The sequence below is a fragment of the Dietzia cinnamea NBRC 102147 genome (assembly GCF_001571065.1).
Lineage (GTDB): Bacteria > Actinomycetota > Actinomycetes > Mycobacteriales > Mycobacteriaceae > Dietzia > Dietzia cinnamea.
Genome location: NZ_BCSW01000023.1, coordinates 1 through 25,995 on the forward strand (window position 1 = coordinate 1; position 25,995 = coordinate 25,995).

Here is a 25,995-nt window from a genome sequence, read left to right on the forward strand (position 1 = left end):
GGCGGGCGAAGCGGGCGCGGTTCTCCAGCGACCCGCCGTACTCGTCCTTCCGGCGGTTGAGCCTCGGACTGAGGAACTCGCTGACGAGGTAGTTGTGACCGAAGTGCACCTCGATGGCGTCGAAACCGGCCTCGTAGGCGCCGCGCGCAGCCCGGACGTGGTCCTCGACGATCCGGTCGACATCGGCAAGGGTGCACGCCTTGGTGATGGCCAGGCCGGTGGGCGCGGGGATGCGCGACGGACCGAGCGGGGTCATCCCGTTGGAGGCGCCGTTGGCGACCGCACCGGCGTGGCCGACCTGGGCGGAGATCGCGGCACCCTCGTTGTGGACCGAATCGGTGAGCTTGCGCAGCATCCCGCCGTCGTCCATACCCCAGTGATATTGGTGCTTATCGGTGCGACCCTCGGGCGACGTGGCGAGGTAGGCCACGGTCGTCATACCGACCCCGCCTCGGGCGTACTCGGTGTGGAACTCGATGAGCTCGTCGGTGATCCGCCCACGGGGACACCGGCCCTCGAAGGTGGCGGCCTTGACGATGCGGTTCCGCAGCGTGACGTTGCCGATCTTTCCGGGGCTGAAGACGTCGGGGGCGGGGGTTCCGGGCGCGAGAGTCATACGCAGAATGTAACCCGTTCTAGTGGCGCTGTCACGGCCTTGGCCTGCGCTTATGCACACCGTGTGCAGGTTTCTCGACGGGCGCGTGCGGCACACCCCGCCTACCTGCGGGGGATAGGGTCGCCTAACCGCGGTCAGGCGTCCGCGCCGAGTTCGACGAGCAGCACGCCGCAGGCGATGAGGACGATCCCGGCACCCATCAGCGGCGTGAGCGGCTCGCGGAACAGCAGGCGGCTGAACACCGCGGCCAGCGCGACGCCCGCAGCGGTCCAGATGCCGTAGGCCACGCCGAGCGGCATGCCGGCGGCCAGCGTGAGGGACAGGAACACGAACGCGATCAGGTACCCGGGCGCGACGGCGGCGTACCACCGCGCGTCGTCGACGGCCTTGCGGAGGGAGAGGGTCGCCGCGAGCTCACAACAGATGGCGACGACGAGGTAACCCCACGCCATCACGCGGCCCCTACCGCTCGGGCGCGAGCGCGCTGGGATCCGAGTTCGACGCACAGGACGCCGGCGATGATGACCGCGATACCGGCCACCATCAGCGGGGTCAGTGGCTCGGCGAAGATCAGCGCGGACAGGCCCGCGGTGAGCGCGACGCCGGTGGCTCCCCAGATGCCGTAGGCCACGCCCAGCGGCAGCCCCGCCTTCAGGGTCCGGGCGAGGAACACGAAGGCGCCGAGGTAGCCGATCACCACCACGACGTAGAGCGCGGGCCTGTCCAGCGCGCCTTTGAGTGCGAGCGACCCCGCGACCTCGCAGACGATCGCCGCGGCCAGGTTCAGCCACTTACCGGTCGGTCGTCTCCCGGACGCGATAGTCCCCTCGGTCACGGGGGCCAACTGTATCGGCGTCCACCGCGGTCGCCGTCACCGCCGTGCGGATGTGTCCGGCCAGCACGGCGAGCGCCGACGCGCCCTCGGGCGTCCCGGCGACCACGGGGAAGCAGTGGACCATCCCGGGCCACACCCGCAGATCGACGGTCGCTCCCCGCGCGGTGCTCGCGTCGACGAAGCCGCGGACGTCGTCGACCACGAAGTCGTCTCCCCCGCAGACGATCGCGACCGCCGGCGCACTCGCGTCGAGCGGCCGGCGGGCCGGGGAGATCCCCGGGTCGTCGACCGGGGTGTCGCCCGCGTAGGCGTCGCGACAGTCGGCGGCGATGGACGGGGGCATGAGCGGATCGAGGGCACCGCCGGATCGCTCCCCGCCGAGGGGCTCGGTGAGGTCGACCCAAGGGCTGATCAGGGCCAGAGCAGCCGGTCGTTCGCCGCCTCCGCGAAGACGGTCGAGCAGTCCCAGCGCGAGGCCGCCGCCCGCCGAGTCGCCGGCGATCGCGACCCTCTCGGCGCCGCCGACGTGCTCGGCGAGGTGCCGGAACGCGGCCTCCGCGTCGTCGAGTGCCGCCGGGTACCGGTGCTCGGGCGCCAGCCGGTAGTCGGGCACGTACGTGGTCGCCCCGGCGAGGCGGGCCAACGCCTTCGCCATGGTGGCGTGCGTGTCCGACGAGCCGGCGACATAGCCGCCCCCGTGCAGCACGAGCAGGCCGGGCGCGTCGTCCGCCCCGTCGATCCACAGACCCGGCACCGGCGCACCGTGCGCGGGCCGCGTCCGCCGGCGCGCCCCCGTCGCCCGGGACGCGGTCGTCGCGACCGCCCGCAGCGCCCGGATCCACTTCTCGTCGAAGGGCGCGATGGTCAGGACGGGCCGGACGACCAGTTGCAGGCCGGCGCGCTGGAACCGTGCCGGCAGGCTGGGCCGACGGGTGACGGCGATCCGCCGGTCGGCCTCGGTGACGAGCCGCCGCGCGAGCAGTGAGAGGATGGCCCGTAGAACCGGCCGCGGGAGCCCAGCGGTGGGCCGCGCCGGCAGGCTCCACTCGAGTTCTCCGCCGCCGTCGGGACGCGCGCGGACCGTGACGCGGCCCAGGTGCCGGTGCACCCACCAGATCGGGATCGGGCCCGCCCATTCGCGCCACCGTGCGGGGTCGGCGGCGAGTGCGAGGACGTCGGCGGGGTCGGCCGAGAACCGCGCGCGGACCGGAGCCGCCCGGCCGACCGCACTGCCATCTCGACGTGCCACTACCGCACCTCCCCGGATAGCGGAAAGGCCGTCCCCGCTTGCGCGGAAACGGCCTCTGAACTCGAAGTCCTTGGGTGGAGCTAAGGGGAATCGAACCCCTGACCTTCTCGATGCGAACGAGACGCGCTACCAACTGCGCTATAGCCCCTCGCCGCCCTCGCGGGCCGCGATGCCCCTCTTCCGAACTCTTCCAAGAGGCTGTGCCGCCCTCTCGAGCAGCGTGGAATACCTTACCAGTATGGTCGGGCAGCCGACCAAATCGGGGGTCCGATCAGCCCACCGCGCGCCGCAGCGGCTCGCGGTGACGACGCCGCTGATCGTGGTGACCGGGGTCGGTGTCCAGGTCCTCGCGGTGGGTGTCGAGCACGTCGAACGCAGGGTCCTCGTCGTCGATCTCCAGCACCACCGCACCGGGCCGGCGCAGCCGCGGCGGCACGATCGACAGTTCATCGTCCTCGCGGGACTCCACGCCCAGCCGGGCGCGACGCATGCGCTCGATGCGGCGGCGGCGCAGGCTCTCCTCCAGCTTCACCTGACGGCGCAGGTACATGAGGTAGGCAGCGAGCAGCAGGACGGAGCCGCCGGCGAACCACCACACGGCGGGGACGGTGAGAAGGGCCAGGACCACGGCGACCACCGAGAGGCCCACGAGGATGAGGGCCGTACGCTGCCGGGCGTGCGCGCGCTGCTCGGCGGCCTGCCGGTCCGCCATCGGGTCGTAGGCCCCGCGCCCACGACGCCGCTCGGCGAAGTCCAGATCGGCGTCGGTGAGCTCCACCTCGGGCGCGGCGGGCCGCCGACGACCCCGGTGGGTGAGCACGGCCTCCTCGTCGATGCCCGCCGCGTCCTCGGCGTGACCCGTCGGCCCGGCCGGCCGCTCCCCCGCGGAGCGTTCGACCAGCTCGCCGTCGACGACCACGGGCCGCCGCGCGTCCTCGTCCGCGTCCACGCCGGCGTCTCCCGCACGGACGTCGGTTCCGACTCGCACGTCACCGACCTCGGCGGCCACCACCAACGCGCTCTGCTCCGACACGGAGGCCACCGCGCGCACGGAGTCGCTCTCGTCCGCCACCACGACCGCCGGGATCTCCGAGGTGATCTCCTCCGAGGTCTGCTCGCCGCCGTGGGCACGCTCGCCCGCGGTCGCGGCGGCGCGCCGCTCCTCCATGGCGCGGCGCACGGCCTCGCCACGGCGGCCCGCGGCCTCGCGGCGCAGGGTCTGCTCTAGCAGGTGCTCCCACGTCTCGGTGTCGAGCAGCTCGGCGTCCGTCGCGCCGGCCCCGGTCGGCAGTCCGAAAACGGACTCCTCGGATTCGGCCTGCACGGGATCGGCCGCGGCGCGCCCACGACTGGGCACCAGGCGGCGGGAACCGCCGGAGTACAGCGTGCGCGTCTGCGCCAGCGCGTCACCGGTGCGGCGGATGGGATTGCGCGACCGGATGAGCATTGGCGCGAGGACGAACAGCCAGACCACCACCAGCAGGATGATCAGCAGCGAGCTCGACATCGATCAGGCCTCCTCGAGCGTCTACCCCGACTCGGGACGTCGTGGTGAGGATCCAACCGTAACGGCGCGCGAGCCCCGTGAAGCGGCGGCGCGCCGCAGGTCACGATGCTCAGGACATCCTCAGGCGCGCCGGGCCCGGCCGGCCTCGACGAGCGCCGCCACCGCGCCCCGGCCGTGCTCCTCGCGGGTGCGGGCGACCAGGAGATGATCGCGCCACGCGCCGTCCACGTGGAGGTAGCGCCGCAGCAGCCCCTCCTCGCGGAATCCGCACCTCTCGAGCACCACGCGGCTGGCCGTGTTCTCCGGTCGGACGGTCGCGTCCACGCGGTGCAGAGCACCCGGCCCCAGGGCGTGGTCCACGCCCAGTGCCAGCGCCGCGGTGGCCACCCCGCCGCCGACGAACGGGCGGCCGACCCAGTAGCCGATCCACCCGGAGTGCAGGGCGCCGCGGACGATGCCGCCCACGGTGAGCTGCCCGCAGAAGCGGCCGTCGAGCTCGATGGCGGCGGGGAGGGTCGCTCCGGCGCGGGCGTAGCGTCGGAGCTGGGCGTGGATGGGAGGCCAGGCGCGCGGGGAGTTGTTCTCGTGCCACCGGCCCTCGACGGTCGGCTCCCACGGCTCGAGGTAGTCCCGCTCGAACAGCCGCAGCGCCGACCAGGCGCGCGCGTCCCGTCGGCGTACCGGCCTCAGGGTGACGACGCCCGCGGGCACGCGCAGCGGCCCCGCCTCGAGGGGCCACCCGGGGTGGGCGGCCGTGTCGGCGGTCAACGCGTCCCACACGCCGCTCACGCCCCGGTTCACCCCCGCTGGGCGAGGAACATCACGTCGACCTCGTCACCCGCCCTCACGGCGGTGACGCCGGGATCGATCACGACGAGGCAGTTGGCCTCCGCGAGCGACGCGAGCAGGTGCGTCGAGGACCCCTGGGCACCGCCGAGGGCGCGGACCAGGTACTCGCCCGTGTCCGTGTCGCGCATGAGCTGCCCGCGCAGGTAGCCGCGACGCCCCTCGACCGACGAGATCGGCGCCACCGTGCGGGCGCGGACGGTGCGGCGCATGGGCTGACGCTTGCCCAGCGCGATGCGGATGAGGGGCCGCACCATGATCTCGAAGACCACCAGCGCGCTCACCGGGTTGGACGGCAGCAGGAAGGTGGGGACCTCGTCGCGACCGAGCCGGCCGAAGCCCTGCACCGACCCGGGGTGCATGGCGACACGGTTGACCTCGATCTGCCCGAGCTCGGCCATGACCTGGCGGATCCGGGTGGTGGCCTCTCCGCCGGCGGCGCCGGAGACCACGACGAGTTCACTGCGGACGAGCTGACCCTCGAGCACCTCGCGCAGTCGTGACGGCTCGGTGCTGGCGATGCCCACCCGGTGGACGTCGGCACCGGCGTCACGGCCGGCGGCGGTGAGGGCGTAGGAGTTGACGTCGTAGACCTGCCCGGTGCCGGGTCGGCCGTCGACGTCCACGAGTTCGTCGCCCACGGAGATGACCGACATCCGCGGCTTGGGGTGCACGAGCACCTTGGCGCGGCCGACGGAGGCGAGAAGGCCGACCTGGGCGGGACCGATGATGCTGCCGGCGCGGACGGCCACGTCGCCGGGCTGGACGTCGTCGCCGATGCGGCGGACGTAGTCACCGGTGCGGACGGTGCGGGTCGGGACGATCTGCCGGCCGTCGGGGGCGGCCCAGCCGACCGGCAGGACCGCGTCGGCGAGGGTCGGCAGCGGCGCGCCGGTGTCGACGCGCACGGTCTGACCGGGCTGCAGCCGGATGGGCTGGCGGGAGCCGGCGGTGATCTGGCCGACCAAGGGCAGGGCCACGGGGCCGTCCGGCGCGTCACCGCCCCGGTCGCCGGGGCCGTCGGGCCGGACGTCGACGCTGCGCACCGCATAGCCGTCGATCGCGGCCTGGTCGAACGACGGGAGCGGGCGCTCGGCCACGACCTCCTCGGCACACAGCAGGCCCTGCGCCTCGGAGATGGCCACGCGCACGGGGCGCGGGGCGACCGCGGCCGCCGTCACCAGAGCAAGCTGTTCCTCGACGGAGCGCACCAGGTGCTCCTTTCCCGTACCCGTCACCCGCGCGAGCGGGCCCGCCTCACCAGTGAAAAAGGGGTTACGACCCCAGTCTGTCCGCGAGCCACTCGCGGAGGTCGTCCGTGTACGCCGGGTTGTCCAGCGCGAAGTCCACGCAGGCCTTGATGTAGCCGCCCGGGTTGCCCAGGTCGTGCCGCGTACCGTCGTGGACCACCACGTGCACGGGGTGTCCCTCGCCGATGAGCAGGTCGATCGCGTCGGTGAGCTGGATCTCCCCGCCCGCGCCCGGCTCGGTCCGACGCAGCGCGTCGAAGATCGCGCGATCCAGCACGTACCGCCCGGCCGCGGCGAGGTGGGAGGGCGCGTCCTCGGCGGCCGGCTTCTCGACCATCCCGAGCACCTTCTTCACCGACGGGTCGTCGGTGTCCTCCACCTCGAACACGCCGTAGGAGGAGACGTCGTCCGGGTCCACCTCGAACGCGCACAGCACGCTGCCGCCGCGCTCGGCGCGGACGGCGTTCATCCGGCCGAGGATCCCGAACGGCAGGACCAGGTCGTCCGGCAGCAGCACGGCCACGGCCTGCTCCTCGTCGCCGAGGACCGACTCGACTTGCGCGATCGCGTGTCCCAGCCCCAGGGGCTCGTCCTGACGGACGTCGACCACCTCGATGAGCCCGGGCGCGCGCTGGACCTTGTGCAGCAATACATCCTTGCCGCGGCCCTCGAGCGTGTCCTCGAGGACGGAGTCCTCGGCGAAGTGCGCCATCACGCCGACCTTCCGCTCTGAGGTGACGATCGCGAGCCGCCCGGCCCCCGCCTCGGTGGCCTCCTCGGCGATGAGCTCGATCCCCGGCGTGTCCACGACGGGCAGGAGCTCCTTGGGCACCGTTTTGGTGGCGGGCAGGAACCGGGTCCCGAGACCGGCCGCCGGGACGACGGCGGTCCGGAACTGCGGCGCGGGTGAGGTGTCGGACGTCATGGCGACCACCTTAGACCGCGTACCCGGCACCCACGTGTGACGCCACGCGCGGCAGACTGTGGCTCATGTCGCAGGACGACCCCGACGTCGGCGCGGGGCCCACCACCGACGCCACCGTGAAGGCACGGTTGCGCCGGGAGGTCCTCGCGCGCCGCGCTGCCGTGCCCGCGCCGGTGCGCGTCCGGCGGGACCGGGCGATCCTCGACCACCTGGCGGGGATCGTCACCGCGGGGATGGTCGTCTGTGCGTACGTGCCCGACGACGACGAGGCCGGCGGACGGGGTCTGCCGGAGGAGCTGGCGCGCCGCGGTGCGCGGGTGCTGCTGCCCGTCTCCCCGGCGCGCGGCCCGGTGGAGTGGGCGACGTACGCCGGGCCGGCGGACCTGGTCCGGGGCCGGTTCGGCATCCTCGTGCCGTCGGCACCGCCGGAGGGACCCGAGCGCATCGCCGACGCCGATCTCGTGCTGGTGCCGGCCGTGGCCGTCGACCGCTCCGGGACGCGGCTCGGGCGGGGCGGCGGCTACTACGACCGCTCGCTCGCACTGGTCGGCCCCCGCACCCGACTCCTCGCGCTGGCCGACACGGAGAACGTCCTCGAGCACATCCCCGCCGAGGCCCACGACCGCCCCGTACACGGCGTGATCACGCCGGACGGCGTTCTCGACTTCGGAACTTGGCACTCGCCGGAGTAGAGTGCCAATCACAATCCGATACGTCTCGGGAGGCCAGATGCCCACCTACTCCTACCGGTGCCGCGACTGCGACGTCGCCTTCGACATCCAGCAGTCCTTCGACGAGGACTCGCTGACGGTCTGCCCGCAGTGCAACGGCGGCTTGCGCAAGCTCTTCAACACGGTCGGTGTCGTCTTCAAGGGCTCCGGCTTCTACCGCACGGACAGCCGCGGCGCCGGCGAGGGCGGGTCGTCCGGCTCGGCCTCGTCCGGGTCCGGTTCCTCGGGCGGCTCCTCGAACGGCAGCTCCTCGAATGGCTCGTCGAGCGGCGGGTCCTCGCCCTCCGGGTCCTCGGGATCGGGGTCCGGTTCGGGCTCGAGCGCGACCGCCGGTGCCGGCTCGTCCTCGGGCTCGTCCAGCTCGTCGTCGTCCTCGTCGTCGTAACCGGCCTCGAAGTCGACTCCCCCTGCCGGCGGCCGCTCCCGGGCATGGCGCCTCGCTCCTACGCCTGAACACCCGCAACGCAGCCGCTCCCCCGCATGGCGTCTCGCCCGCTCTTCGGGGAGGGCGAGACGCCATGGCGGGGGCGGCTGTGTTCGCGACGTTCTGCATCAAAAGTCCGCTACCCACCTGCCCCGGGCTCGTAGCCCCGCTGCTTCCCGACCCGACGGTCGTGACGGGGCGTTTCTCCACACCCCCGTCCGCCTCCACAGGTCTCTCGCGTGGACGCTCGCGGCGCGGCCGTCGCCCGGAGCCTGCGGCTACGGTCTGACCGACACCGCCGGGCGACGGCGGCATCGCTGTTCGCGCCGCGGGCGCGCCGACCGACGGGGGACCCCATGCGCCGCACCATCGCCTCGGTGACCACGCCCGGGCGATGGCGGCGGCGACGCACGGCCCGGATGGCGTTCGCGGCCGCGCTCGTGGTGGCAGCACCGTTCGTCGGACGGTCCGATCCCGCGGAGACCCCCGGTCCCCCGCCCGACGTCGCCGCCGCGGTCACCGCTGCCCCCGGCGGCGGCCCGGCGCGACCTGTGCGGGTGGTACCCGTCGCCCTCGCCGACCCCGCCGTGGCCGACCTGCTGAAGCCCGGAGACCTTGTGGACCTCGTCTCCACGATCGACGCCGACGCCCACGACCCCGGTGCTCACGCCGCTGCGGCCGATCTCGTCGTCGCGCGGGCGGCCCGGGTGCGCGACACCCCGGCCGGACGGTCGGGCGCCCGGTCCGTGCTGGTCGAAGTCCCCGAGGAGCTCGCCTCCCACCTCGCCGCGACGGCCGCCACGAGCCCACTGGCCGTCGTGGTGCACGGCTGAGCCGCCGCGCGCGGGTATTCCACGGTGGCGTGTCCTGCTAATATCGTCCGTGCCGATTCGGCAGCACGGTGACTACATCTGACAGGGGCGAGCGATGCTCAAGGGTTTCCGCGATTTCATCATGCAGGGCAACGTGATCGACCTGGCCGTGGCCGTCGTGATCGGCACCGCCTTCGCGTCCATCGTCGACGCGTTCACCAGCGCGATCATCAACCCGCTCATCGCCCTGCTCGGCGGGGACAAGGAGATCGGCTTCGCCGTGCAGCTCCTGGAGAACAACCCCGAGACGCTGATGGACTTCGGGGCGCTCATCTCGGCGGTCATCAACTTCCTGCTCATCGCCGCCATCATCTACTTCGTGCTGGTGGGCCCCATGAACAAGATGAAGGAGGCCGCCGCCCGCCGAAAGGGCATCGAGGCCCCCGCCACGGATAACGAACTCCTCGTGGAGATCCGTGACCTGCTCGCCGGGCGGCCGCTCGCCCACCCCTCCGACCCTGATAACCCGACCAACGAGTCCTGACGGCGTCGCTCGGGCGCCGGAGCGGTGGAGCGCCTGAGGGGCGCAGCCGGGCGGGCCGCCGATCCGCGCTGCCGGCCCTGCCGGGTGAGGCCAGTCGCCGCGGGACGGGCTCAGTCGCGGAGGGACGGGCTCAGTCGTGGTGAGGCGGGCGTTGCTCGCGCCACCAGTCGTCCCGGAGTCGGGTGTCGCTCCCGCGCGCCTCGTCCGAGGTGGTCTCCGGCAGCGTGTCGCCGAACACCTCGTCGATGCGCCTGCGGTCCGCGGCGCGGCGGTCGGCGCTCCCGGGAGTGGTCCCCCAGGTGCCGGCCCGCCGATCGCCCTCGGAGCCCCGCGCGCCGGTCACAGACCGTCGAAGCCCGACAGCTGCGCGACCACGTATGACACGAGCGGGCACAGCGTGGCCATCCCGTCACGGATGGCGGCCCGGCTCGGCGCGAGGTTCGCGACCACCGTGCTGCCGGAGACGCCCACGTGCCCGCGGGAGACGATCGAGTCGACGGCTCCCGCGGTGAGGCCGGATGAGCGGATGGCCTCGGCGATGCCGGGCAGTCGCTGGTCGAGGATCTCCTCGGTGACCTCCGGCGTGATGTCGCGGGGGCCGACGCCGGTCCCGCCGATGGTGACGACGAAGTCGAACCCGCCGACGACCGCGGTCTCGAGCGCCTTGCGGACCTCGGACTCGTCGGCCGCCACGCCGACGACGCCGCCCACGAGGAAGCCCTCCTCCTCGAGGAGCTCGGTGACCAGCGGACCGATGAAGTCCTCCCGCTCGGGCATACGGTCCGTAACCACCACGACCATCGCGCGGCCGGCGATCGCCGGCTCCGGCGGCTCTACGGCCGTCGGGTCGAAGTCCACGTTCGTGGGGAGCTTGCGGCCTCCGGGCAGCGCCCTCGGATCGAATCTGGTGCTCATCTGGCCTCTCCCAGTGCAACGTCGACGGTGTTCGGCGGTTCGCCCTCACGAGAAGCATAGGTGACGGACACCGTCTCCCCCGGAGCGCGGGACCGGATCGCCGCGACGAGCGCGTCCCCGTTCTCGATGAGCCGCTCGCCCACCCGCGTGACGATGGCGCCCTCCTCGATGCCCGCACGGTCAGCCGGGCCGCCCGGCTCGACCGACCGCACCAGCGCGCCGTCTCCGGCCGGGGAGTCACTCACCGTCACGCCGAGCACGGCCCGGGTGGCGAAGCCCTGCTTGATGAGCTGGTCGGCGATCCGGCGGGCCTGGTCCACCGGGATGGCGAACCCCAGCCCGATCGAACCCGAGTTGCCCGAGCCCAGTGACGCGATGGCCGAGTTGATGCCGATCAGCTCGCCGTTCATGTTGACCAGGGCGCCACCGGAGTTGCCGGGGTTCACCGCGGCGTCGGTCTGGATCGCGTCGATCACCGTGCTCTGATCGGACTGAGCGCCACCGGCTCGAACCGGGCGCTCCAGTGCCGAGACGATGCCGGTGGTGACAGTCCCGGATAGCCCGAGCGGCGAGCCGATGGCGGCCACGGCCTGGCCCTCGTTCAGGTTGGCGGACGTGCCGAGCGCGATCGGCGTCAGCGGGCGGGGAGCCTCGGCCTTGATGACCGCGATGTCCGTCGCTGGGTCGGTGCCCACGATGCTCGCGGGCGCCTTGGAGCCGTCATCGAAGCGCACCTGGATGCTGCCGCCGGCGCTGGCCATCGCGATGACGTGATTGTTGGTGATGATGAGCCCGTCCGCGGTGAGCACGACCCCGGACCCCTCGCCCCGCCCGGTCTGGGAGCGCACGTCGATCGAGACGACGCTCGGCAGTACCTTGTCGGCGACCGCCTCGACCGTGCCGTCCGGCGCCTGACCCACCGGCTGGGTGGCGCTGATGGGCGAGGACAGTCCTTCTCCCGACCCTCCGGCCACCGTCGCGCCGATCCACCCGCCCAGTCCGCCCGAGACGAGCATCGCGGCCACGATGCCGGCCACGACGAGCCCCGTACCGGACTTGTTTGACGCCGACCCGGGCTCGCCGCCCACGTGCTCCGGTCCACCCGCGAAGGGCGCGCCCGTCGCGGGCCCGGCGCCCGCGGGGCCGGCCTGACCCGGCGCCTGCTGCGGGGGGAACGCCGCGGTGGCGCGGGCGCCGTCGCCCCATCCCTGAGGCCGGCCAGCCGCCCCGGCCGGGCCAGCCGGCCCACCGGGTCCGGGCGGACGCTGCTCGCCGAGGGGAAACCGGCCGGCATTCGGGTCGCGGCCCGTGTACGGGTTCTGTCCTGGCTGCCACTGAGGGGATCCGCCGAGGCCTGCGCGCGATCCGGGCGCCCATTCGTCTCCGGGGCCCCGGTCTCCCGGGCCCCGACCGTTCTCGTTCTCCATGGCCACCATGATCCCCGACCACGCTGTGCTTCCGCTGAACCGCCCTGTGTGTCCGCTGAAACCCACCCGGGCCGGGCGGCGAGAGCATCCGACGTCGGTCAGTTGGGGAACTGCTCGTTGCCCGGCAGGGTGAGGCGCACCTGCGCGCCACCGCCCTCGGCGTCACCGATCTCCACCGTCCCGCCGTGCCGGGTCGTCACCTGGCGCACGATCGCCAGCCCCAGACCGGAACCCGGCATGCCGCGGGCCTCGCGGGACCGGTGGAACCTCTCGAACACGAGCTCCCTGTCCTCCTCGGGGATTCCGGGGCCCTGGTCCGACACCGTCAGCTCCATCACCGCGTCGGACACGAGCCGCATCCGCACGGTCACCGTGCCGTCCGGGGGGCTCCACTTGGCCGCGTTGTCGCACACGTTGAGCACCGCACGCTCGATCCCCGCAGAGTCGCCATACGAATACCAGGGCGTCAACTCGACGTCGAATTCCACGTCGTGCCGACGGCGGCGCACCCTTTCGAGTGCCCGCTCGACGGCCTCCGACACGGCGACCGGCTCCAGCTCGACCTCGCCGGAGTCCTCCCGGGCGAGCTCGACGAGATCCCCGACCAGTTGGCTGAGCTCGGAGATCTGGCCGATCACGTCCACCTCGAGCGCACTGCGATCCGCGTCCGGGATGGACGGCGCGCCGGGGCGGCTCGCGGCGATGAGCAGTTCGACGTTCGTCCGGAGGCTCGTCAGCGGGGTCTTGAGTTCGTGGCCCGCGTCCGCCACGAGGCGGGCCTGGCGTTCGCGGCTCTCCCCCAGGGCCACGAGCATCTGGTTGAAACTGCTCGTGAGGCGCGCGATCTCGTCGTCACCGGCCACGGGGATGGGCCGCAGGTCGTCCGTCCGGGCGATGCGTTCCACCGCCCGGGTAAGGCGCGCGACCGGTGCCAGCCCGGTGCGACCCACGGCCGTCCCGGCCACGGCGGCGAGGGCGATGCCCGCCGCGCCGACGAGCGTCAACACGATCGCCAGTCGGTTGAGCGCCGCGCGCGTGGGGCCGAGATCCTGCGCGAGGATCAGCGTCGAGCCGTCCCGGACGCCGACAGCGTAGATCTGTTTGCCGCCGGAGGTCCGCAGGCTCGAATCGGACTCACCTCGTACCACCGAGATCTCCGGCCCGCCGATCTGGAACGGCTCGCCGGTCGCGGTCCGTACACCGGAGGGGGCCACGATCTGGGCGTCGAGGTTGGGGTTGAACGCACGCAGCGCGATGAGGGTGCTGCGGGACTGCAGTGCGAACTCGGAGGCCAACTGACTGTTCACCAGCTGATCGGCCTGCTGCTGCAGCCGACTGTTGACATCGCTGTACATCGACCCCGACACGACGAAGTAGGCCGCGACGGCCATCAGGGCCACCGCGACCCCGACCGAGCTCGCGGCCAGCAACGTGACCCGCTGGTGCAGAGAGATCGGGGCGGTTCTCGTCCGCATCGCGCGGGCCGGCACTACGGCGTCTCGCGCAACACGTATCCCACACCGCGGACGGTGTGGATCAACCGGCTCTCGCCCTCACCTTCGGTCTTGCGACGCAGGTAGCCGATGTAGACCTCGAGCGCGTTACCCGACGTCGGGAAGTCGTAGCCCCACACCTCCTCGAGGATGTGGCTGCGGGTCAGCACCCGGCGCGGGTGGTGCATGAGCAGCTCCAGCAGGGAGAACTCGGTGCGGGTGAGCTGGATACGACGTTCGCCCCGGCTGACCTCGCGGGTCGCCAGATCCATGCGCAGGTCCTCGAACTCGAGGACCTCGTCGGCTTCCCCGGAGTCGGGGCCTCGGCGACGCAGAAGCGCGCGCAGGCGGGCCAGGAGCTCCTCGAGCGCGAACGGCTTGGGGAGGTAGTCGTCAGCACCGGCGTCCAGACCGGCGACACGTTCGGAGACCGCGTCCCGCGCGGTGAGCATCAGCACGGGGAGGTCGTCGCCGCGGCTACGTAGGATTCGGCAGACCTCGAGGCCGTCGCGACGCGGCATCATGACGTCGAGGATCACGGCGTCCGGCCGGTTGGCGTCGACCCGCTCGATCGCCTCGACCCCGTCGCCCGCCAGCTCCACGTCGTACCCGTTGAACGTGAGAGAGCGTCGGAGCGATTCGCGTACGGCCTGGTCGTCGTCCACCACGAGAATCTTCATGGAGGCAAGTTTCGCCCACCCGCCTGAATCCCGGCTGAGGAACCGCTCAGCCGGACGCGGACCCGCTGTCGACGCGGACGAGCCCGGCAGGTCCGTGGGGACCTGCCGGGCTCGTGACCGGCGTGTGCGTGCGGCGCTTGCCAGCGCCGCAGTAATCGACTGACAGCGCTCAGGGGCGACTCAGCGGTCGAGGTCGATCAGGCCGAGCTTGGCGGCCTTGACCAGCCGACGCGGCAGCGCCACGGGGCGGCCGTCGATCTTGGTCTCCTGGAGGGCGACGTTGTCGGCCTTCCACTGGGAGCGGCGGGAGTGGGTGTTGGCGCGCGAGAGGCGGCGCTTGGGAACTGCCATGGTTATCGTCCTCGGGGTCTAGGAGGTGTACCGGGGCGCGGACGCCCCGCGTCTCACTTGGCGCGACGGGCGCGGTTGCCGTAGCGGCGCTGGAACTTCTCGACGCGGCCGGCGGTGTCCATGACGCGCTGCGCACCGGTCCAGAAGGGGTGCGACTCGCTGGTCACGTCCACCACGATGAGCGGGTAGGTCTGTCCGTCCTCCCACTCCACCGTGCGGGAGCTCGTCGCGGTGGAACGGGTGAGGAACTTGGTGCCCGTGCCCGAGTCCTGGAAGACCACCGGGTGGTAGTCGGGGTGGATGTCGTTCTTCATACTGGATCCCTCTAGCTCGGTAGAAGTCTGTGGGTCTGGCGCTCGCCCCGACAGGGGCGCGCAAGTGCCAGTGGCCGAACCGGGGATTCCGGTGTCAGCACACGCATCGAAAGATCGTACCCGTAGGATGGCCGGGCACCCAATTCGAGCGTCACGCGACGGCATCCCCGGGCGCCGAATGCGGCGCTGACGTGCCGATTACCGTTTCAGGCGGTCGGGCCGTAAACTAGACCATCGCTGTTGTCTGCACGTTTGCTATCGCCCCTCACGGTGTTCGCGACGTGGCGGTACGCCCCCGCACGGCTCAGGCCGTGTCGGGACGCGAACCCCGCCGCGCGCCACCGATGGACGGGGCGGAAGGAGAACCACGCCATGTCGGCGCATTGCCAGGTAACGGGACGGAAGCCGGGTTTCGGCAAGTCCGTCTCGCACTCACACCGCAGGACCAACCGTCGCTGGAACCCGAACATCCAGCGTCGTAGCTACTTCCTGCCCTCGGAGGGTCGTCGCGTCACGCTGACCGTCTCCACCAAGGGCATCAAGACCATCGACCGCGATGGCATCGAGGCCGTCGTGGCCCGCATCCGTGCCCGTGGGGAGAAGATCTGAGATGGCCCGTAACGACATCCGCCCCATCATCAAGCTGAAGTCCACGGCCGGCACCGGGTACACCTACGTGACCCGCAAGAACCGTCGTAACAACCCGGACCGCATCGTCCTCAAGAAGTTCGACCCGGTCGTCCGTAAGCACGTCGAATTCCGAGAGGAGCGCTGACCCGTGGCCAAGAAGTCCAAGATCGCGCGCAACGAGCAGCGCAAGGCCAAGGTCGCCCGGTTCGCCGAGCGCCGCGCCGAGCTCAAGGCAATCATCAAGAACCCGGAGACCACGGACGAGGCCCGTCTCGAGGCCCAGACCGCTCTCAACAAGATGTCGCGTGACGCCTCGCCCGTGCGGGTGCGCAACCGCGACGTCGCCGACGGCCGCCCGCGCGGCTACATCCGCAAGTTCGGCCTCTCCCGCGTCCGTATGCGCGAGATGGCCCACCGGGGCGAGCTCCCCGGTGTCACTAAGTCGAGCTGGTGAGTAGGTAACCATGGCTAAAGCACGTAGCACCCCGTCCAAGAAGATCCGTGCCCAGGAGGGCCGTCGACCCAAGAAGAACCCGTTGAAGGTCGCGGGTATCGAGACGGTCGACTACAAGGACGTCAACACCCTCCGCACGTTCATCTCCGACCGCGGCAAGATCCGTTCGCGCCGCGTCACCGGCCTCACGCCGCAGCAGCAGCGTCAGGTCGCCGTCGCGGTCAAGAACGCCCGCGAGATGGCCCTGCTGCCGTTCACCAGCCGCTGAGTCACAGCTCGGCGCGGTCGAACCGAACCGCCCGTCCCGCCCGCGGCGCCTAGCCGCCGACTCAGGCAACAGCAACCCGATCGGGGTCGTGTCTCCTTTTCGAGAAGGAGCGCACGACCCCGATCGGCGTTACCGCCCCTCCCCCGATCTAGGAGTCCGCCAGTGGCCGGCGTCCTCAACGGCTTCGCTGTCATCGTCGCGCTCGTCGCGCTGGGTTGGTTGCTCGCCCGGACCCTGGTCCTCGGCACGGACGCGCGCCTGGTGCTCAACCGGCTCGTCTTCTTCGTCGCGACGCCGGCACTGTTGTTCGACTCCCTCTCCCGCACCACCCTCGACCAGGTCTTCACCGGCGTGTTCGTGGTGTCCGCGGTCTCGGCGATCATCATCGCCGCCCTCTACATGGTGATCGCCCGGCTCTGGCTCAGACGCCCGGCCTCCGATCTGGTGGTGGGTGCGCTGTCCGCCGGGTACGTCAACTCGGCCAACCTCGGCATCCCGATCGCCCTGTACGTCCTCGGAGACCTGGGTTTCGTCATGCCGCTGCTGCTCTTCCAGGTGGTGGTGCTGCAGCCGATCGCCATCGCGGTGCTGGAGCGGGCCGCCCGCGCGGAGGGCGCGGAAAGCGGGGGCGGTGCACTCGGCGCGCTTCTCCAGTCGGTGAGGTCGCCCATCGTCCTCGCCGCGCTCGCCGGCGTCGTCGTGGCCGCGCTGCCCTGGACGCCGTCCGATTCCCTTCTGGAGCCGGTGCACCTCGTCGGCCAGATCTCCGTACCCGGCGCCCTGCTGGTGTTCGGGATGTCGCTCTACGGCGTCAAGGTCCTCGAGGCCGGCGCCTCCCCGCGGCGGGAGATCTTCCTCGCGAGCGGGCTCAAGCTCATCGCCCACCCGGTGCTGGCGTACGCGATCGGTGTGTGGGTGCTGGGCATGCGGGACCACGAACTCCTCACCGTCGTCGTCGCCGCCGCGCTCCCCACCGCGCAGAACGTGCTGGTGGTGGCCACCCGCTACGGACATGGGACGCTGCTGGCCCGCGACTCCGCGGTGTTGACGACCCTCGGCGCCCTGCCCATCCTGCTGCTCGTCTCCGCTCTCCTCGCCTGAAGGCGCCCGCCGCGGCCAGTCGCGGTCAGGCGGCGCCGGCCGCTGCCAGCACCCCGGCGAACACGGTCGCGTTGTTCACGCCGTGCAGTACCATCCCTGGCACGATCGAGCGGTACCACTCCGCCATCGCGCACAGGGAGACCCCCAGGACGAACAGGTACGGCAGCGCGGGCGGCATCAGATGCACCACCGCGAAGACCGCCCCGGCGAGCGTGATGCCGGCGCCGGCCCGAAGCCTCGCGCGCACGGCGGGCAGCACGACGCCGCGGAAGACGACCTCCTCCGCGACGGGGACGAGCACGGCCACGGTGAGCAGTCCGAGCACCGCGAGGACTGGCCCGCCGGCGATGAAGTCGGCGGCGATCGCGTGTCCGCCCGGGTCGTCCGCCTCGTCCGGCCCGGCGCCGAGCGGGAGGAGCACGAGCATCGACGCGGCGACGCCGGCGGCCGTCACCGCCGGGATCTGCCACGCCAGATGCCACGGCGAGCGGTCCGGCCGCCGCAGCCCCACGTCCGCCCAGGCGAGTCCCCGGCGTCGGAGGAGATGGACCCGCACCGCGCCGAGCGCGGCCACCGCGGTGCCGGCCAGGACGACGAGGGCGAGGCTCGCGGGCTCGGGTCGGCCGGCGCCCGTGGCGCGCACGGCCAGGAGTCCCAGGATGACGACGACGACGAGGACCGCCACGTAGCCGAGCACCCACGCCAACGCCGACAGCGCCACCCGGCCGCGGACCGGTGTGGTCCACAGTCCGGGGGCGCTGTGGCCGCGTGGGGCACGTCCGGGCGGGGGCCCGGTGTGCGGTGGGCGGTGCGGTGGCGTCGTCACTTCAGGTGGTCGGCCACCCTGAACGGGGCGTCGGTGGCGGCGGTGATCTGCTCGAGGGTCACGCCGTCGACCAGTTCGATGAGCGTGAGCCCGTCGGCGTCGCGGTCGAAGACGCCGAGTTCAGTGATGATCCGGTCCACGCAGCCCAGGCCGGTGAGCGGGAGGGTGATCTCGGAGACGATCTTCGACGAGCCGTTCTTGGCGACCTGGTCCATGACGACGACGATGCGGCGCGCGCCCACCACGAGGTCCATGGCGCCGCCCATGCCCTTGACCATCGCCCCGGGCACCATCCAGTTGGCGATGTCACCGGCCGGGTTGACCTCCATCGCCCCGAGGATCGCGACGTCGATCTTGCCGGAGCGGATCATGCCGAAGCTCGTAGCGGAGTCGAAGATCGCCGACCCGGGCAGGGTCGTGACGGTCTCCTTGCCGGCGTTGATGAGATCCGGGTCGACATGGTCGGGGTGCGGGTACGGCCCGATTCCCAGCAGCCCGTTCTCGGACTGGAGGGTCACCGTCACCCCCTCGGGCACGTAGTTCGGCACCAGGGTCGGTAGGCCGATCCCGAGGTTGACGTACTGGCCGTCCTCCAGCTCCAGGGCCGCGCGGGCGGCCATGGCCTTGCGGTCCCGGCCCAGCCGGGTGGGCCGGTTGTCGTGCTGGGAGTCAGGCGTGGCGGCGGTGCTCATCAGCGCTGTCCTTCCGAGGGCGGGTTGGTGGTCATCTTCTCGATCCACTTGGTCTGCGCGACCTGCTCGGGCGTCAGCTCGACCAGTCGGTGGACGAAGATGCCGGGCAGGTGGATGTCGTCGGGCGCGAGTTCGCCGACCTCGACGACCTCCTCGGCCTCGACGATGCACACGCGCCCGGCCATGGCGGCCAGGGGCGAGAAGTTGCGGGCGGTGAGGTGGAACCGCAGGTTGCCGCTGCGATCGGCCACCGCGGCCCGCACCAGCGAGTAGTCCGCCTCGATCGCCTGCTCGAGCACGTACGTCTCGCCGCGGATCTCGCGGGTCTCCTTGGGCGGAGAGGCCACGGCCACACCGCCGTCGGAGTCGTACTTCCACGGCATGCCGCCGTCGGCGACGAACGTGCCGACGCCCGTGCGGGTGTAGAACGCCCCGATCCCCGAGCCGCCGGCCCGCATCCGCTCGGCCAAGGTGCCCTGCGGGGTGAGCTCCACCTCGAGCTCACCGGACAGGTACTGCCGGGCGAACTCCTTGTTCTCCCCCACGTAGGAGGAGACGATCCGCCGAAGCTTGCCGGTCTCCAACAGGATCCCCAGGCCCTTGCCGTCGACGCCGGCGTTGTTGGAGAACACCTCGAAGTCCCCCACGTCACGCGCGGCGAGTGCCTCGATGACGATCTGCGGGATCCCGCACAGGCCGAACCCGCCGGCGGCGATCGACGCCCCGTCGGGGATGTCCGCGACGGCCTCCGCCGCGGTCATGAGTTTGTTGGACATTCACGCACTCCTTGGATTGGACGGGCGGGCGGTCAGGCGATGCCGAGGATCTCGACGGCGGTCTTGCGCATGTCGACCTTGCGGACCTTGCCGGTGACGGTCATCGGGAACTCGTCCACGACGTGGACGTACTTGGGGATCTTGTGCCGGGCGAGCTTGCCGGTGGCGAACTCGCGGACCTCGTCGGCGGTGAGGTCGGCGCGTCCGGGCTTGAGCCGGACCCACGCCATGAGTTCCTCGCCGTACTTGGGGTCGGGCACACCGATCACCTGGGCGTCGAGGATGTCCGGGTGGGTGTAGAGGAACTCCTCCACCTCACGCGGGTAGATGTTCTCGCCGCCCCGGATCACCATGTCCTTGATGCGGCCGGTGATCTTCACGTACCCGTCGGCGTCCATCTCGCCGATGTCGCCGGTGTGCATCCACCCCGCCTCGTCGATCGCCTCGGCCGTCTTGTCGGGCTGTTCCCAGTACCCCAGCATGACGCTGTAGCCCCGAGTGCAGAACTCGCCGGCCTCCCCGCGCGGCAGGGTCTCCCCGGTCGAGGGGTCGATGATCTTGATCTCCAGGTGCGGGCCGACCCGGCCCACGGTGGACACGCGCCGGTCTAGGGAGTCGTCGGCGCGGGTCTGTGTGGACACCGGCGAGGTCTCGGTCATGCCGTAGCAGATCGACACCTCGTCCATGTTCATCCGGTCGATCACCTGGCGCATGGTGGCCTCCGGGCACGGCGAGCCCGCCATGATGCCGGTGCGGAGCGTCGACAGGTCGTAGGAGTCGAAGTCCTCGAGCGCGAGCTCGGCGATGAACATCGTCGGCACGCCGTACAGGCTCGTGCACTTCTCCTGCTCCACCGCCTTCAGCGAGGCGACCGGGTCGAACGCGGGCGCCGGGATGACCATGCACGACCCGTGGGTGGTGCACGCGAGGTTGCCCATCACCATGCCGAAGCAGTGGTAGAAAGGAACCGGGATGCACACCCGGTCGACCTCCGAGTAGCTGATGAGCTCACCGACGAAGTACCCGTTGTTGAGGATGTTCGAGTGCGAGAGCGTCGCCCCCTTGGGGAACCCCGTGGTGCCGGAGGTGTACTGGATGTTGATCGGGTCGTGGTTCGTGAGCCCCGCCCGGATCTCTTCGAGGACGTCGGCGTCGGTGGGCCCGGAGACCATCGACTCCCACTCCTCGTCGCCGAAGAGCACCACCAGCTCGAGGTCCGGGCAGTTCGGCTGCACCTGCGCGAGCATCCCGGTGTAGTCCGAGTCCTTGAACTGCGGTGCCGCGATGACCGCCTTGATCGCTGCCTGCCCCAGGACGAACTCGAGCTCGTGGACGCGGTAGGACGGATTGATGTTGACCAGCACGGCGCCGATCTCGGCGGTGGCGTACTGGACCATCACCCACTCCCACCGGTTGGGCGACCAGATCCCCACCCGGTCTCCGGCGCGGATCCCGAGACGGTGCAGGCCCGAGGCGAGCCGGCGCACGTCGGCGAGGAACTCGCTGTAGGTCCAGCGCCGGCCGGCCTGCACGTCGACGAGCGCGTCGCGGTCGCCGAACTCCTCGACGGTCGCCGCGAGGTTCTCGGGGATCGTCTGGGTGAGGAGAGGGACGTCGGTCTCCCCGCGCGTATGCGACAGCGCGGGGTCGAGTGGGGTGGAATCGAGACTTGAGGTGGTCATCTCGGTGCTCCTCGGAGGCGGGGCCGGATCAGGCCCGGGGGGTTGTCACTTCGGTGGCGGCGGCCGCGCGACGCATCGTCGCCTCGGCCTGGCGGAATACCGGACCATCGACCATGCGACCGTCCAGCTGGAACACGCCCTGGTTGTGCTCCGCGGCGGCGAGGACCTTCCGGGCCCAGGCCACCTCGTCGTCGTCGGGCGCGTAGGCCTGCCGCACAACCGCCACCTGGGACGGATGGATGCAGGCGGTACCCACGAACCCCAACGCCACGGCGTCGAGGGCCTCGGCGCGCTGCCCGGCCTCGTCGGCGATATCCAGGTGCACCGAGTCCACCGCCCATCGACCGAACGCGGCAGCGGCGAGCGCGACCCGCGCGCGGGCGTGACGCGGCACGTCGCGGTACTCGCCCGCCACGCGGGGGCCGCCCGCCTCGGCGGTCGAGAAGCGGCTGGTCGAGCCGCCCATCGCGGCGAGCAGATCCTCGGCGCCCCACATCATCCCGGTGCCCCCGGGCGCGGAGGCGATCTCCTCGGCTCGGACCACACCGAGCGGGGTCTCCACCAGCGCCAACACGGCGGCGCCGGTCGCCGAGTACAGGTCGGTGACCTGCGCGGCGGACTCGGTCTTCGCGAGCATCACGCACCGGTAGCCGGTGGCGGTGAAGGCCTCCAGGTCCGCGGCGTGGTCGGGGGTGTCTACCGGGTTGACGCGTACGATCGTGCGGTCCGGATCCAGCTCCGAGGACCGCAGCGCGTCACGCGCGGCGGCCCGCGCCGCCGGCGCGACCGCGTCCTCGAGGTCCACGATCACCACGTCCGCCCGGTCGGCGGCCTTGCCGTAGCGCTCCGGCCGATCGGCCGGGCAGAACAGCAGCGCCGGCCCGGGCGGGACCCAGGTCGGGGCGGGGGTCATGCCGTCCCCTCCCCCGCCGGCCGCTTGCGCACGAGGGTCTTGCGGACCGCGCGCGCCACGATGTCGCCGTGCTGGTTGCGGCCGATGTGCTCGAGCGTGACGATGCCCTCGCCCGGCCGCGACTTCGACTCGCGCTTGTCCGTGCAGACGGTCTCCGCGTAGAGCGTGTCACCGTGTAGCACCGGCTTGGGAAAGCTCACCTCGGAGAAACCGAGGTTCGCCACGATCGTCCCCTGCGTGAGCTGCGCGACCGACAGGCCGACGAGCGTGGACAGCGTGTGCATGGAGTTCATGAGCCGCTCCCCGCCGAAGCCGGGCTGCTCGGCCGCCCACGCCGCGTCCAGGTGGAGCGCCTGCGTGTTCATCGTCAGCGTGGTGAACAGGACGTTGTCCGCCTCGGTCATCGTGCGGCCCGGCCGGTGGAGGTACGCGGTGCCGACCTCGTACTCCTCGAACCACAGGCCGCGCTGGACGATCTCCTTGCGCTCCGCTCGCTGCGCGCTCATAGCCCGAGCCCCCGGGCGATGAGCATGAGCTGCACCTCGGTGGTGCCCTCGCCGATCTCGAGGATCTTCGAGTCGCGGTAGTGGCGGGCGACCGGGTACTCGTTCATGAAGCCGTAGCCGCCGTGGACCTGCGTGGCGTCGCGAGCGTTGTCCATCGCGGCCTCGGAGGCTACCATCTTGGCGATCGCGGCCTCCTTCTTGAACGGCTTGCCGGCCAACATGAGCCGCGCTGCCTCGTAGTAGGCACAGCGCGCGGTGTGGGCGCGGGCCTCCATGCGGGCGATCTTGAACGCGATCGACTGGAACGAGCCGATCTTCTGACCCATGGATTCGCGCTCGCGCGCGTACTTGACCGACTCGTCCACGCAGCCCTGCGCGGCACCCGTGGCCACGGCGGCGATCGCGATCCGGCCCTCGTCGAGGATCGACAGGAAGTTCGCGTAGCCGCGCCCCTCCTCGCCCAGCAGGTTCTCCACCGGTACCCGCGCGTCGGCGAAGGTCAGCGGGTGGGTGTCGGACGAGTTCCAGCCGACCTTGTCGTACGCCGGCTCGGCCGTGAATCCGGGGGTGTCGGACGGGACGATGATCGTCGAGATGGCCTTCTTGCCGTTCTCGCGCGTCCCCGTGACGGCGGTGACGGTGACCAGCGAGGTGATGTCGGTGCCCGAGTTGGTGATGAACTGCTTGTTGCCGTTGATCACCCACTGGTCGCCGTCACGCTTGGCGGTGGTCTTGGTGGCACCGGCATCCGAACCCGCGCCCGGCTCGGTGAGCCCGAAGCCCGCGAGCTTCCTGCCCGCGGCCAGGTCCGGTAGCCACTTCTGCTTCTGCTCTTCGTTTCCGAAGTGGAAGATCGGCATCGCACCCAGGCCGACGCCGGCCTCGAGGGTCATCGCGGTGGACTGGTCGACACGACCGAGCTCCTCGAGTGCCAGCGAGAGAGCGAAGTAGTCGCCGCCCATGCCGCCGTACTCCTCCGGGAAGGGCAGACCGAACAGGCCCATCTGACCCATCTGGGCCACGACCTCGTACGGGAAGGTGTGGTTACGGTCGTGCTCGGCGGAGGCCGGGGCCACCACCTTGTCGGCGAAGTCGGCGACCGTCGACTTGAGGTCCGCGTAGTGCTCTTCCAACTCAGGCATCGCCTGCTCCTTCGGATTCATCAGTGGAGGGGTGGGGCTCGACGGTCGCGAGCAGATGGTCGGCGGGCACCTGCTCGCCGGTGCCGACGTGCACCCGGACCACGCCGTCGATCGGCGCGGTGAGCGAGTGCTCCATCTTCATGGCCTCGACCGCCAGGATGTTCTGCCCGGCCGTGACCTCGTCGCCGTCGGAGACGAAGCACGCGATCACGGAACCGGGCATGGGGCTGAGGATCTGGCCGTCCGCCGCCCCCGCGTCGTGGATACGCGAGTCGATGAGCGGCAGCAGCCGCAGATCCCAGGTGCCACCGTCACCGGCCACCCAGAACGTGTCCGACGCCTTCGGGTCGCGCGAGCGCACGACGGTCCACCGTTGCTGCGTGCCGTCGACGGTCAGCCTCAGGGAGGCGCCGTCGCGCGCGACCCGGGCGTGATGGCGGGCCGCGACCCTCGGCTCCTCGATGGAACCGATGGTCGCGTCGGTGATGGTCCACTCGGCGTCGTCGGGCGTGCCCTTCAGTCCCACGGTGACGGCCTCGGAGCCGGCCCCGGGATCGAGCCGCGTCCACACCTCGGCGCGACCGCCGATCCGCCAGCCGTTGGGCACGTCCCACGGACCGCGCCGTCGCGCGGGCACCCGGGCCCACCGCTCCTCGGTCCGGTGCATCGCCACGGCGACCAGCGCTCCCTCGGGCGCCGGGGTCGCGACGTAGTCGTCGACCGACCGGTCGAGCAGACCCGTGTCGAGGTCCCCCGCGATCACCTCGGGGCGGGACAGGAGGAAGCGGCAGAAGTCGATGTTCGTCCGCAGGCCCAGCACGTGGGTGCCGGCCAGCGCGGCGTCGAGCCGGGCCAGCGCCTCGGCCCGATCGGCACCGTGAGCGATGACCTTCCCGAGCATGGGGTCGTAGTCACTGCCGACGACCGTGCCGACCCGCAGGCCGGAGTCCACGCGGATCCCGTCCCCGGACGGCTCCTCGAGGCCGAGCACCGTGCCGCCGGTGGGCAGGAAGCCCTTCGCCGGGTCCTCGGCGTACACGCGCGCCTCGATCGCGTGGCCGGTGAGGGTGATGTCGGACTGGCGCAGCGTGAGCTCCTCGCCCGCGGCGATGCGCACCTGCCAGTCGACGAGGTCCACGCCGGTGACCATCTCGGTGACCGGGTGCTCGACCTGGAGGCGCGTGTTCATCTCCAGGAAGAAGAACTCGTCCGGGGCGTGCGCCGAGACGATGAACTCGACCGTGCCCGCGCCCACGTAGCCCACCGACCGCGCCGCGTCACACGCCGCCTGGCCGATCCGCTCGCGGGTGGCCTCGTCGAGCAGCGCGCTGGGCGCCTCCTCGATGACCTTCTGGTGGCGCCGCTGCAGCGAGCACTCGCGCTCACCCAGGTGGATGACGTTGCCGTGGGTGTCCGCCAGGACCTGCACCTCGATATGGCGCGGGGTGTCGACGAAACGCTCGAGGAACAGGGTGTCGTCGCCGAACGCGCCCGCGGACTCCCGCCGGGCGGACTCGAGCGCGGCCGGCAGCTCGGCGGGATCGGAGACGCGGCGCATCCCCTTGCCGCCTCCACCCGCAGAGGGCTTGACGAGGACCGGGTACCCGACCGCCTCCGCGCCCGCGATGAGCTCGTCGTCGGTCAGGCCGGGCCTGGAGATCCCCGGCACGGTGGGCACGTCACGCTCCGACACCGCCGCCTTGGCGGTGATCTTGTCTCCCATGGTCTCGATCGCCGACGCCGGCGGCCCGATGAAGATCAGGCCCGCCTCGTCGAGCGCGCGCGCGAACCGCGCGTTCTCCGACAGGAAGCCGTACCCCGGGTGAACCGCCTGCGCACCGGTGCGGCGGCAGGCGTCGATGACCTTGTCGATGTCGAGGTAGGACTGAGTGGCCTGCGCCGGTCCCAGGCGGACCGCGGCGTCGGCCATACGCACGTGCAGCGCGTCGGCGTCGGCATCGGAGTAGACGGCGACCGAACGGATCCCGGCCGCCCGCAGCGAGCGGATCACGCGGCACGCGATCTCACCCCGGTTGGCCACCAGGACGGTGTGGAGTTTCTGTGACAGTTTCTCTGACATGGCGCT

General features: G+C 71.6%; 32 protein-coding genes and 1 tRNA gene. 9 read left to right on the forward strand and 24 right to left on the reverse strand.

What is annotated here, in order from left to right:
- From DCI01S_RS09690 to DCI01S_RS09730, 9 genes are all read right to left on the reverse strand, one after another.
- Positions 1–616: oxidoreductase (locus tag DCI01S_RS09690; RefSeq protein WP_497463101.1), on the reverse strand; the 616-nt coding region annotated here is incomplete at its 3' end.
- A 134-nt stretch (positions 617–750) separates the two neighbouring features.
- On the reverse strand, positions 751–1,068 hold the full coding sequence (locus DCI01S_RS09695) for a DMT family transporter (RefSeq protein ID WP_061229028.1): 318 nt from the start codon (positions 1,066–1,068) through the stop codon (positions 751–753).
- A complete protein-coding gene (locus DCI01S_RS09700) occupies positions 1,068–1,451 on the reverse strand; it encodes a DMT family transporter (protein ID WP_082767725.1) in 384 nt (127 codons plus the stop codon). Before DCI01S_RS09700 ends, DCI01S_RS09695 begins: the two co-directional genes overlap by 1 nt.
- Positions 1,408–2,700: an alpha/beta hydrolase fold domain-containing protein gene (locus DCI01S_RS09705; RefSeq protein WP_061229029.1), complete on the reverse strand. Its 1,293-nt coding sequence runs from the start codon at positions 2,698–2,700 to the stop codon at positions 1,408–1,410. Before DCI01S_RS09705 ends, DCI01S_RS09700 begins: the two co-directional genes overlap by 44 nt.
- A 75-nt stretch (positions 2,701–2,775) precedes the next feature.
- A tRNA-Ala gene (locus tag DCI01S_RS09710) sits at positions 2,776–2,848 on the reverse strand.
- 123 nt (positions 2,849–2,971) lie between these two features.
- Entirely contained in the window at positions 2,972–4,207 is a 1,236-nt protein-coding gene (gene sepX, locus DCI01S_RS09715) for a divisome protein SepX/GlpR (protein ID WP_061229030.1), read from the reverse strand.
- Positions 4,208–4,327: 120 nt separating this feature from the next.
- Positions 4,328–4,987, reverse strand: a complete 660-nt coding sequence (locus tag DCI01S_RS09720; RefSeq protein ID WP_082767729.1) for a GNAT family N-acetyltransferase — start codon at positions 4,985–4,987, stop codon at positions 4,328–4,330.
- A gap of 17 nt (positions 4,988–5,004) precedes the next feature.
- Positions 5,005–6,264, reverse strand: a complete 1,260-nt coding sequence (gene glp, locus DCI01S_RS09725) for a molybdotransferase-like divisome protein Glp (protein ID WP_061229031.1) — start codon at positions 6,262–6,264, stop codon at positions 5,005–5,007.
- A gap of 64 nt (positions 6,265–6,328) precedes the next feature.
- Positions 6,329–7,228, reverse strand: coding sequence for a UTP--glucose-1-phosphate uridylyltransferase (locus DCI01S_RS09730; RefSeq protein WP_061229032.1), 900 nt, complete (start codon positions 7,226–7,228; stop codon positions 6,329–6,331).
- Positions 7,229–7,293: 65 nt separating this feature from the next.
- Between DCI01S_RS09730 and DCI01S_RS09735 the strand changes: the two genes are divergently transcribed.
- The 4 genes from DCI01S_RS09735 to mscL all read left to right on the forward strand — a co-directional run bounded on the left by DCI01S_RS09735 (position 7,294) and on the right by mscL (position 9,739).
- Positions 7,294–7,920, forward strand: coding sequence for a 5-formyltetrahydrofolate cyclo-ligase (locus DCI01S_RS09735; protein ID WP_061229033.1), 627 nt, complete (start codon positions 7,294–7,296; stop codon positions 7,918–7,920).
- Between the two features lie 37 nt (positions 7,921–7,957).
- Positions 7,958–8,344 (forward strand): FmdB family zinc ribbon protein, encoded by a 387-nt coding sequence (locus DCI01S_RS09740; protein WP_061229034.1) that lies wholly within the window; start codon positions 7,958–7,960, stop codon positions 8,342–8,344.
- A 395-nt stretch (positions 8,345–8,739) separates the two neighbouring features.
- Positions 8,740–9,216 carry a hypothetical protein gene (locus DCI01S_RS09745; protein WP_061229035.1) on the forward strand — a complete coding sequence of 159 codons (477 nt, stop codon included), beginning with the start codon at positions 8,740–8,742 and terminating at the stop codon, positions 9,214–9,216.
- A 94-nt stretch (positions 9,217–9,310) separates the two neighbouring features.
- Positions 9,311–9,739, forward strand: coding sequence for a large conductance mechanosensitive channel protein MscL (mscL, locus tag DCI01S_RS09750; protein WP_007632160.1), 429 nt, complete (start codon positions 9,311–9,313; stop codon positions 9,737–9,739).
- A gap of 130 nt (positions 9,740–9,869) precedes the next feature.
- Here the strand turns inward: mscL and DCI01S_RS09755 are convergent, their stop codons facing one another.
- From DCI01S_RS09755 to DCI01S_RS09785, 7 genes are all read right to left on the reverse strand, one after another.
- A complete protein-coding gene (locus DCI01S_RS09755) occupies positions 9,870–10,082 on the reverse strand; it encodes a hypothetical protein (protein ID WP_061229036.1) in 213 nt (70 codons plus the stop codon).
- Complete coding sequence (locus tag DCI01S_RS09760) at positions 10,079–10,654, reverse strand: MogA/MoaB family molybdenum cofactor biosynthesis protein (protein ID WP_061229037.1); 576 nt, start codon at positions 10,652–10,654, stop codon at positions 10,079–10,081. Before DCI01S_RS09760 ends, DCI01S_RS09755 begins: the two co-directional genes overlap by 4 nt.
- Entirely contained in the window at positions 10,651–11,742 is a 1,092-nt protein-coding gene (locus DCI01S_RS09765; protein ID WP_244881696.1) for a S1C family serine protease, read from the reverse strand. The genes DCI01S_RS09760 and DCI01S_RS09765 overlap by 4 nt, the downstream gene beginning before the upstream one ends.
- A gap of 437 nt (positions 11,743–12,179) precedes the next feature.
- Positions 12,180–13,556 (reverse strand): HAMP domain-containing sensor histidine kinase, encoded by a 1,377-nt coding sequence (locus tag DCI01S_RS09770; protein ID WP_232302968.1) that lies wholly within the window; start codon positions 13,554–13,556, stop codon positions 12,180–12,182.
- 14 nt (positions 13,557–13,570) lie between these two features.
- Positions 13,571–14,254 carry a response regulator transcription factor gene (locus DCI01S_RS09775; protein WP_061229039.1) on the reverse strand — a complete coding sequence of 228 codons (684 nt, stop codon included), beginning with the start codon at positions 14,252–14,254 and terminating at the stop codon, positions 13,571–13,573.
- A gap of 180 nt (positions 14,255–14,434) precedes the next feature.
- On the reverse strand, positions 14,435–14,605 hold the full coding sequence (gene rpmF / locus DCI01S_RS09780) for a 50S ribosomal protein L32 (RefSeq protein ID WP_007632786.1): 171 nt from the start codon (positions 14,603–14,605) through the stop codon (positions 14,435–14,437).
- A gap of 53 nt (positions 14,606–14,658) precedes the next feature.
- Positions 14,659–14,919 (reverse strand): type B 50S ribosomal protein L31, encoded by a 261-nt coding sequence (locus tag DCI01S_RS09785; RefSeq protein WP_007632787.1) that lies wholly within the window; start codon positions 14,917–14,919, stop codon positions 14,659–14,661.
- A 372-nt stretch (positions 14,920–15,291) separates the two neighbouring features.
- Between DCI01S_RS09785 and rpmB the strand changes: the two genes are divergently transcribed.
- The 5 genes from rpmB (at position 15,292) to DCI01S_RS09810 (ending at position 17,372) form a co-directional block, all read left to right on the forward strand.
- Positions 15,292–15,528, forward strand: a complete 237-nt coding sequence (gene rpmB, locus DCI01S_RS09790; RefSeq protein ID WP_007632788.1) for a 50S ribosomal protein L28 — start codon at positions 15,292–15,294, stop codon at positions 15,526–15,528.
- A gap of 1 nt (position 15,529) precedes the next feature.
- Positions 15,530–15,694 (forward strand): 50S ribosomal protein L33, encoded by a 165-nt coding sequence (gene rpmG / locus DCI01S_RS09795; RefSeq protein WP_007632789.1) that lies wholly within the window; start codon positions 15,530–15,532, stop codon positions 15,692–15,694.
- A gap of 3 nt (positions 15,695–15,697) precedes the next feature.
- Positions 15,698–16,003, forward strand: coding sequence for a 30S ribosomal protein S14 (rpsN, locus tag DCI01S_RS09800; RefSeq protein ID WP_061229040.1), 306 nt, complete (start codon positions 15,698–15,700; stop codon positions 16,001–16,003).
- 10 nt (positions 16,004–16,013) lie between these two features.
- Positions 16,014–16,271 (forward strand): 30S ribosomal protein S18, encoded by a 258-nt coding sequence (gene rpsR / locus DCI01S_RS09805; RefSeq protein WP_007632792.1) that lies wholly within the window; start codon positions 16,014–16,016, stop codon positions 16,269–16,271.
- A gap of 162 nt (positions 16,272–16,433) precedes the next feature.
- Entirely contained in the window at positions 16,434–17,372 is a 939-nt protein-coding gene (locus DCI01S_RS09810) for an AEC family transporter (protein ID WP_061229041.1), read from the forward strand.
- Positions 17,373–17,397: 25 nt separating this feature from the next.
- On the opposite strand, the gene DCI01S_RS09815 is transcribed toward DCI01S_RS09810, so the two are convergent.
- The 8 genes from DCI01S_RS09815 to DCI01S_RS09850 form a co-directional block, all read right to left on the reverse strand.
- Entirely contained in the window at positions 17,398–18,093 is a 696-nt protein-coding gene (locus DCI01S_RS09815; RefSeq protein ID WP_232302967.1) for a CPBP family intramembrane glutamic endopeptidase, read from the reverse strand.
- Between the two features lie 101 nt (positions 18,094–18,194).
- Positions 18,195–18,890: a 3-oxoacid CoA-transferase subunit B gene (locus DCI01S_RS09820; RefSeq protein WP_269747520.1), complete on the reverse strand. Its 696-nt coding sequence runs from the start codon at positions 18,888–18,890 to the stop codon at positions 18,195–18,197.
- On the reverse strand, positions 18,890–19,666 hold the full coding sequence (locus DCI01S_RS09825) for a CoA transferase subunit A (protein WP_061229042.1): 777 nt from the start codon (positions 19,664–19,666) through the stop codon (positions 18,890–18,892). The genes DCI01S_RS09820 and DCI01S_RS09825 overlap by 1 nt, the downstream gene beginning before the upstream one ends.
- A gap of 32 nt (positions 19,667–19,698) precedes the next feature.
- Positions 19,699–21,348, reverse strand: coding sequence for an AMP-binding protein (locus DCI01S_RS09830; protein WP_061229043.1), 1,650 nt, complete (start codon positions 21,346–21,348; stop codon positions 19,699–19,701).
- A 28-nt stretch (positions 21,349–21,376) separates the two neighbouring features.
- Positions 21,377–22,261 (reverse strand): HpcH/HpaI aldolase/citrate lyase family protein, encoded by an 885-nt coding sequence (locus DCI01S_RS09835; protein WP_061229044.1) that lies wholly within the window; start codon positions 22,259–22,261, stop codon positions 21,377–21,379.
- Positions 22,258–22,767 (reverse strand): MaoC family dehydratase, encoded by a 510-nt coding sequence (locus DCI01S_RS09840; RefSeq protein WP_061229045.1) that lies wholly within the window; start codon positions 22,765–22,767, stop codon positions 22,258–22,260. Before DCI01S_RS09840 ends, DCI01S_RS09835 begins: the two co-directional genes overlap by 4 nt.
- The gene (locus DCI01S_RS09845; RefSeq protein WP_061229046.1) at positions 22,764–23,909 is read right to left on the reverse strand and encodes an acyl-CoA dehydrogenase family protein; all 1,146 of its coding nucleotides are present in this window, start codon (positions 23,907–23,909) and stop codon (positions 22,764–22,766) included. Before DCI01S_RS09845 ends, DCI01S_RS09840 begins: the two co-directional genes overlap by 4 nt.
- Complete coding sequence (locus tag DCI01S_RS09850; protein ID WP_061229047.1) at positions 23,902–25,989, reverse strand: acetyl/propionyl/methylcrotonyl-CoA carboxylase subunit alpha; 2,088 nt, start codon at positions 25,987–25,989, stop codon at positions 23,902–23,904. Before DCI01S_RS09850 ends, DCI01S_RS09845 begins: the two co-directional genes overlap by 8 nt.
- Positions 25,990–25,995: the final 6 nt, after the last annotated feature.

What these genes read in the sequence shown, in the direction of transcription:
- DCI01S_RS09695 (WP_061229028.1), bottom strand. Translation starts at nt 1,068, where the DNA reads ATGGCGTGGGGTTACCTCGTCGTCGCCATCTGTTGTGAGCTCGCGGCG.
- sepX (WP_061229030.1), bottom strand. Translation starts at nt 4,207, where the DNA reads ATGTCGAGCTCGCTGCTGATCATCCTGCTGGTGGTGGTCTGGCTGTTC.
- DCI01S_RS09730 (WP_061229032.1), bottom strand. Translation starts at nt 7,228, where the DNA reads ATGACGTCCGACACCTCACCCGCGCCGCAGTTCCGGACCGCCGTCGTC.
- DCI01S_RS09735 (WP_061229033.1), top strand. Translation starts at nt 7,294, where the DNA reads ATGTCGCAGGACGACCCCGACGTCGGCGCGGGGCCCACCACCGACGCC.
- DCI01S_RS09740 (WP_061229034.1), top strand. Translation starts at nt 7,958, where the DNA reads ATGCCCACCTACTCCTACCGGTGCCGCGACTGCGACGTCGCCTTCGAC.
- DCI01S_RS09745 (WP_061229035.1), top strand. Translation starts at nt 8,740, where the DNA reads ATGCGCCGCACCATCGCCTCGGTGACCACGCCCGGGCGATGGCGGCGG.
- mscL (WP_007632160.1), top strand. Translation starts at nt 9,311, where the DNA reads ATGCTCAAGGGTTTCCGCGATTTCATCATGCAGGGCAACGTGATCGAC.
- DCI01S_RS09760 (WP_061229037.1), bottom strand. Translation starts at nt 10,654, where the DNA reads ATGAGCACCAGATTCGATCCGAGGGCGCTGCCCGGAGGCCGCAAGCTC.
- DCI01S_RS09770 (WP_232302968.1), bottom strand. Translation starts at nt 13,556, where the DNA reads ATGCGGACGAGAACCGCCCCGATCTCTCTGCACCAGCGGGTCACGTTG.
- DCI01S_RS09775 (WP_061229039.1), bottom strand. Translation starts at nt 14,254, where the DNA reads ATGAAGATTCTCGTGGTGGACGACGACCAGGCCGTACGCGAATCGCTC.
- rpmF (WP_007632786.1), bottom strand. Translation starts at nt 14,605, where the DNA reads ATGGCAGTTCCCAAGCGCCGCCTCTCGCGCGCCAACACCCACTCCCGC.
- DCI01S_RS09785 (WP_007632787.1), bottom strand. Translation starts at nt 14,919, where the DNA reads ATGAAGAACGACATCCACCCCGACTACCACCCGGTGGTCTTCCAGGAC.
- rpmB (WP_007632788.1), top strand. Translation starts at nt 15,292, where the DNA reads ATGTCGGCGCATTGCCAGGTAACGGGACGGAAGCCGGGTTTCGGCAAG.
- rpmG (WP_007632789.1), top strand. Translation starts at nt 15,530, where the DNA reads ATGGCCCGTAACGACATCCGCCCCATCATCAAGCTGAAGTCCACGGCC.
- rpsR (WP_007632792.1), top strand. Translation starts at nt 16,014, where the DNA reads ATGGCTAAAGCACGTAGCACCCCGTCCAAGAAGATCCGTGCCCAGGAG.
- DCI01S_RS09820 (WP_269747520.1), bottom strand. Translation starts at nt 18,890, where the DNA reads ATGAGCACCGCCGCCACGCCTGACTCCCAGCACGACAACCGGCCCACC.
- DCI01S_RS09825 (WP_061229042.1), bottom strand. Translation starts at nt 19,666, where the DNA reads ATGTCCAACAAACTCATGACCGCGGCGGAGGCCGTCGCGGACATCCCC.
- DCI01S_RS09830 (WP_061229043.1), bottom strand. Translation starts at nt 21,348, where the DNA reads ATGACCACCTCAAGTCTCGATTCCACCCCACTCGACCCCGCGCTGTCG.
- DCI01S_RS09835 (WP_061229044.1), bottom strand. Translation starts at nt 22,261, where the DNA reads ATGACCCCCGCCCCGACCTGGGTCCCGCCCGGGCCGGCGCTGCTGTTC.
- DCI01S_RS09840 (WP_061229045.1), bottom strand. Translation starts at nt 22,767, where the DNA reads ATGAGCGCGCAGCGAGCGGAGCGCAAGGAGATCGTCCAGCGCGGCCTG.
- DCI01S_RS09845 (WP_061229046.1), bottom strand. Translation starts at nt 23,909, where the DNA reads ATGCCTGAGTTGGAAGAGCACTACGCGGACCTCAAGTCGACGGTCGCC.
- DCI01S_RS09850 (WP_061229047.1), bottom strand. Translation starts at nt 25,989, where the DNA reads ATGTCAGAGAAACTGTCACAGAAACTCCACACCGTCCTGGTGGCCAAC.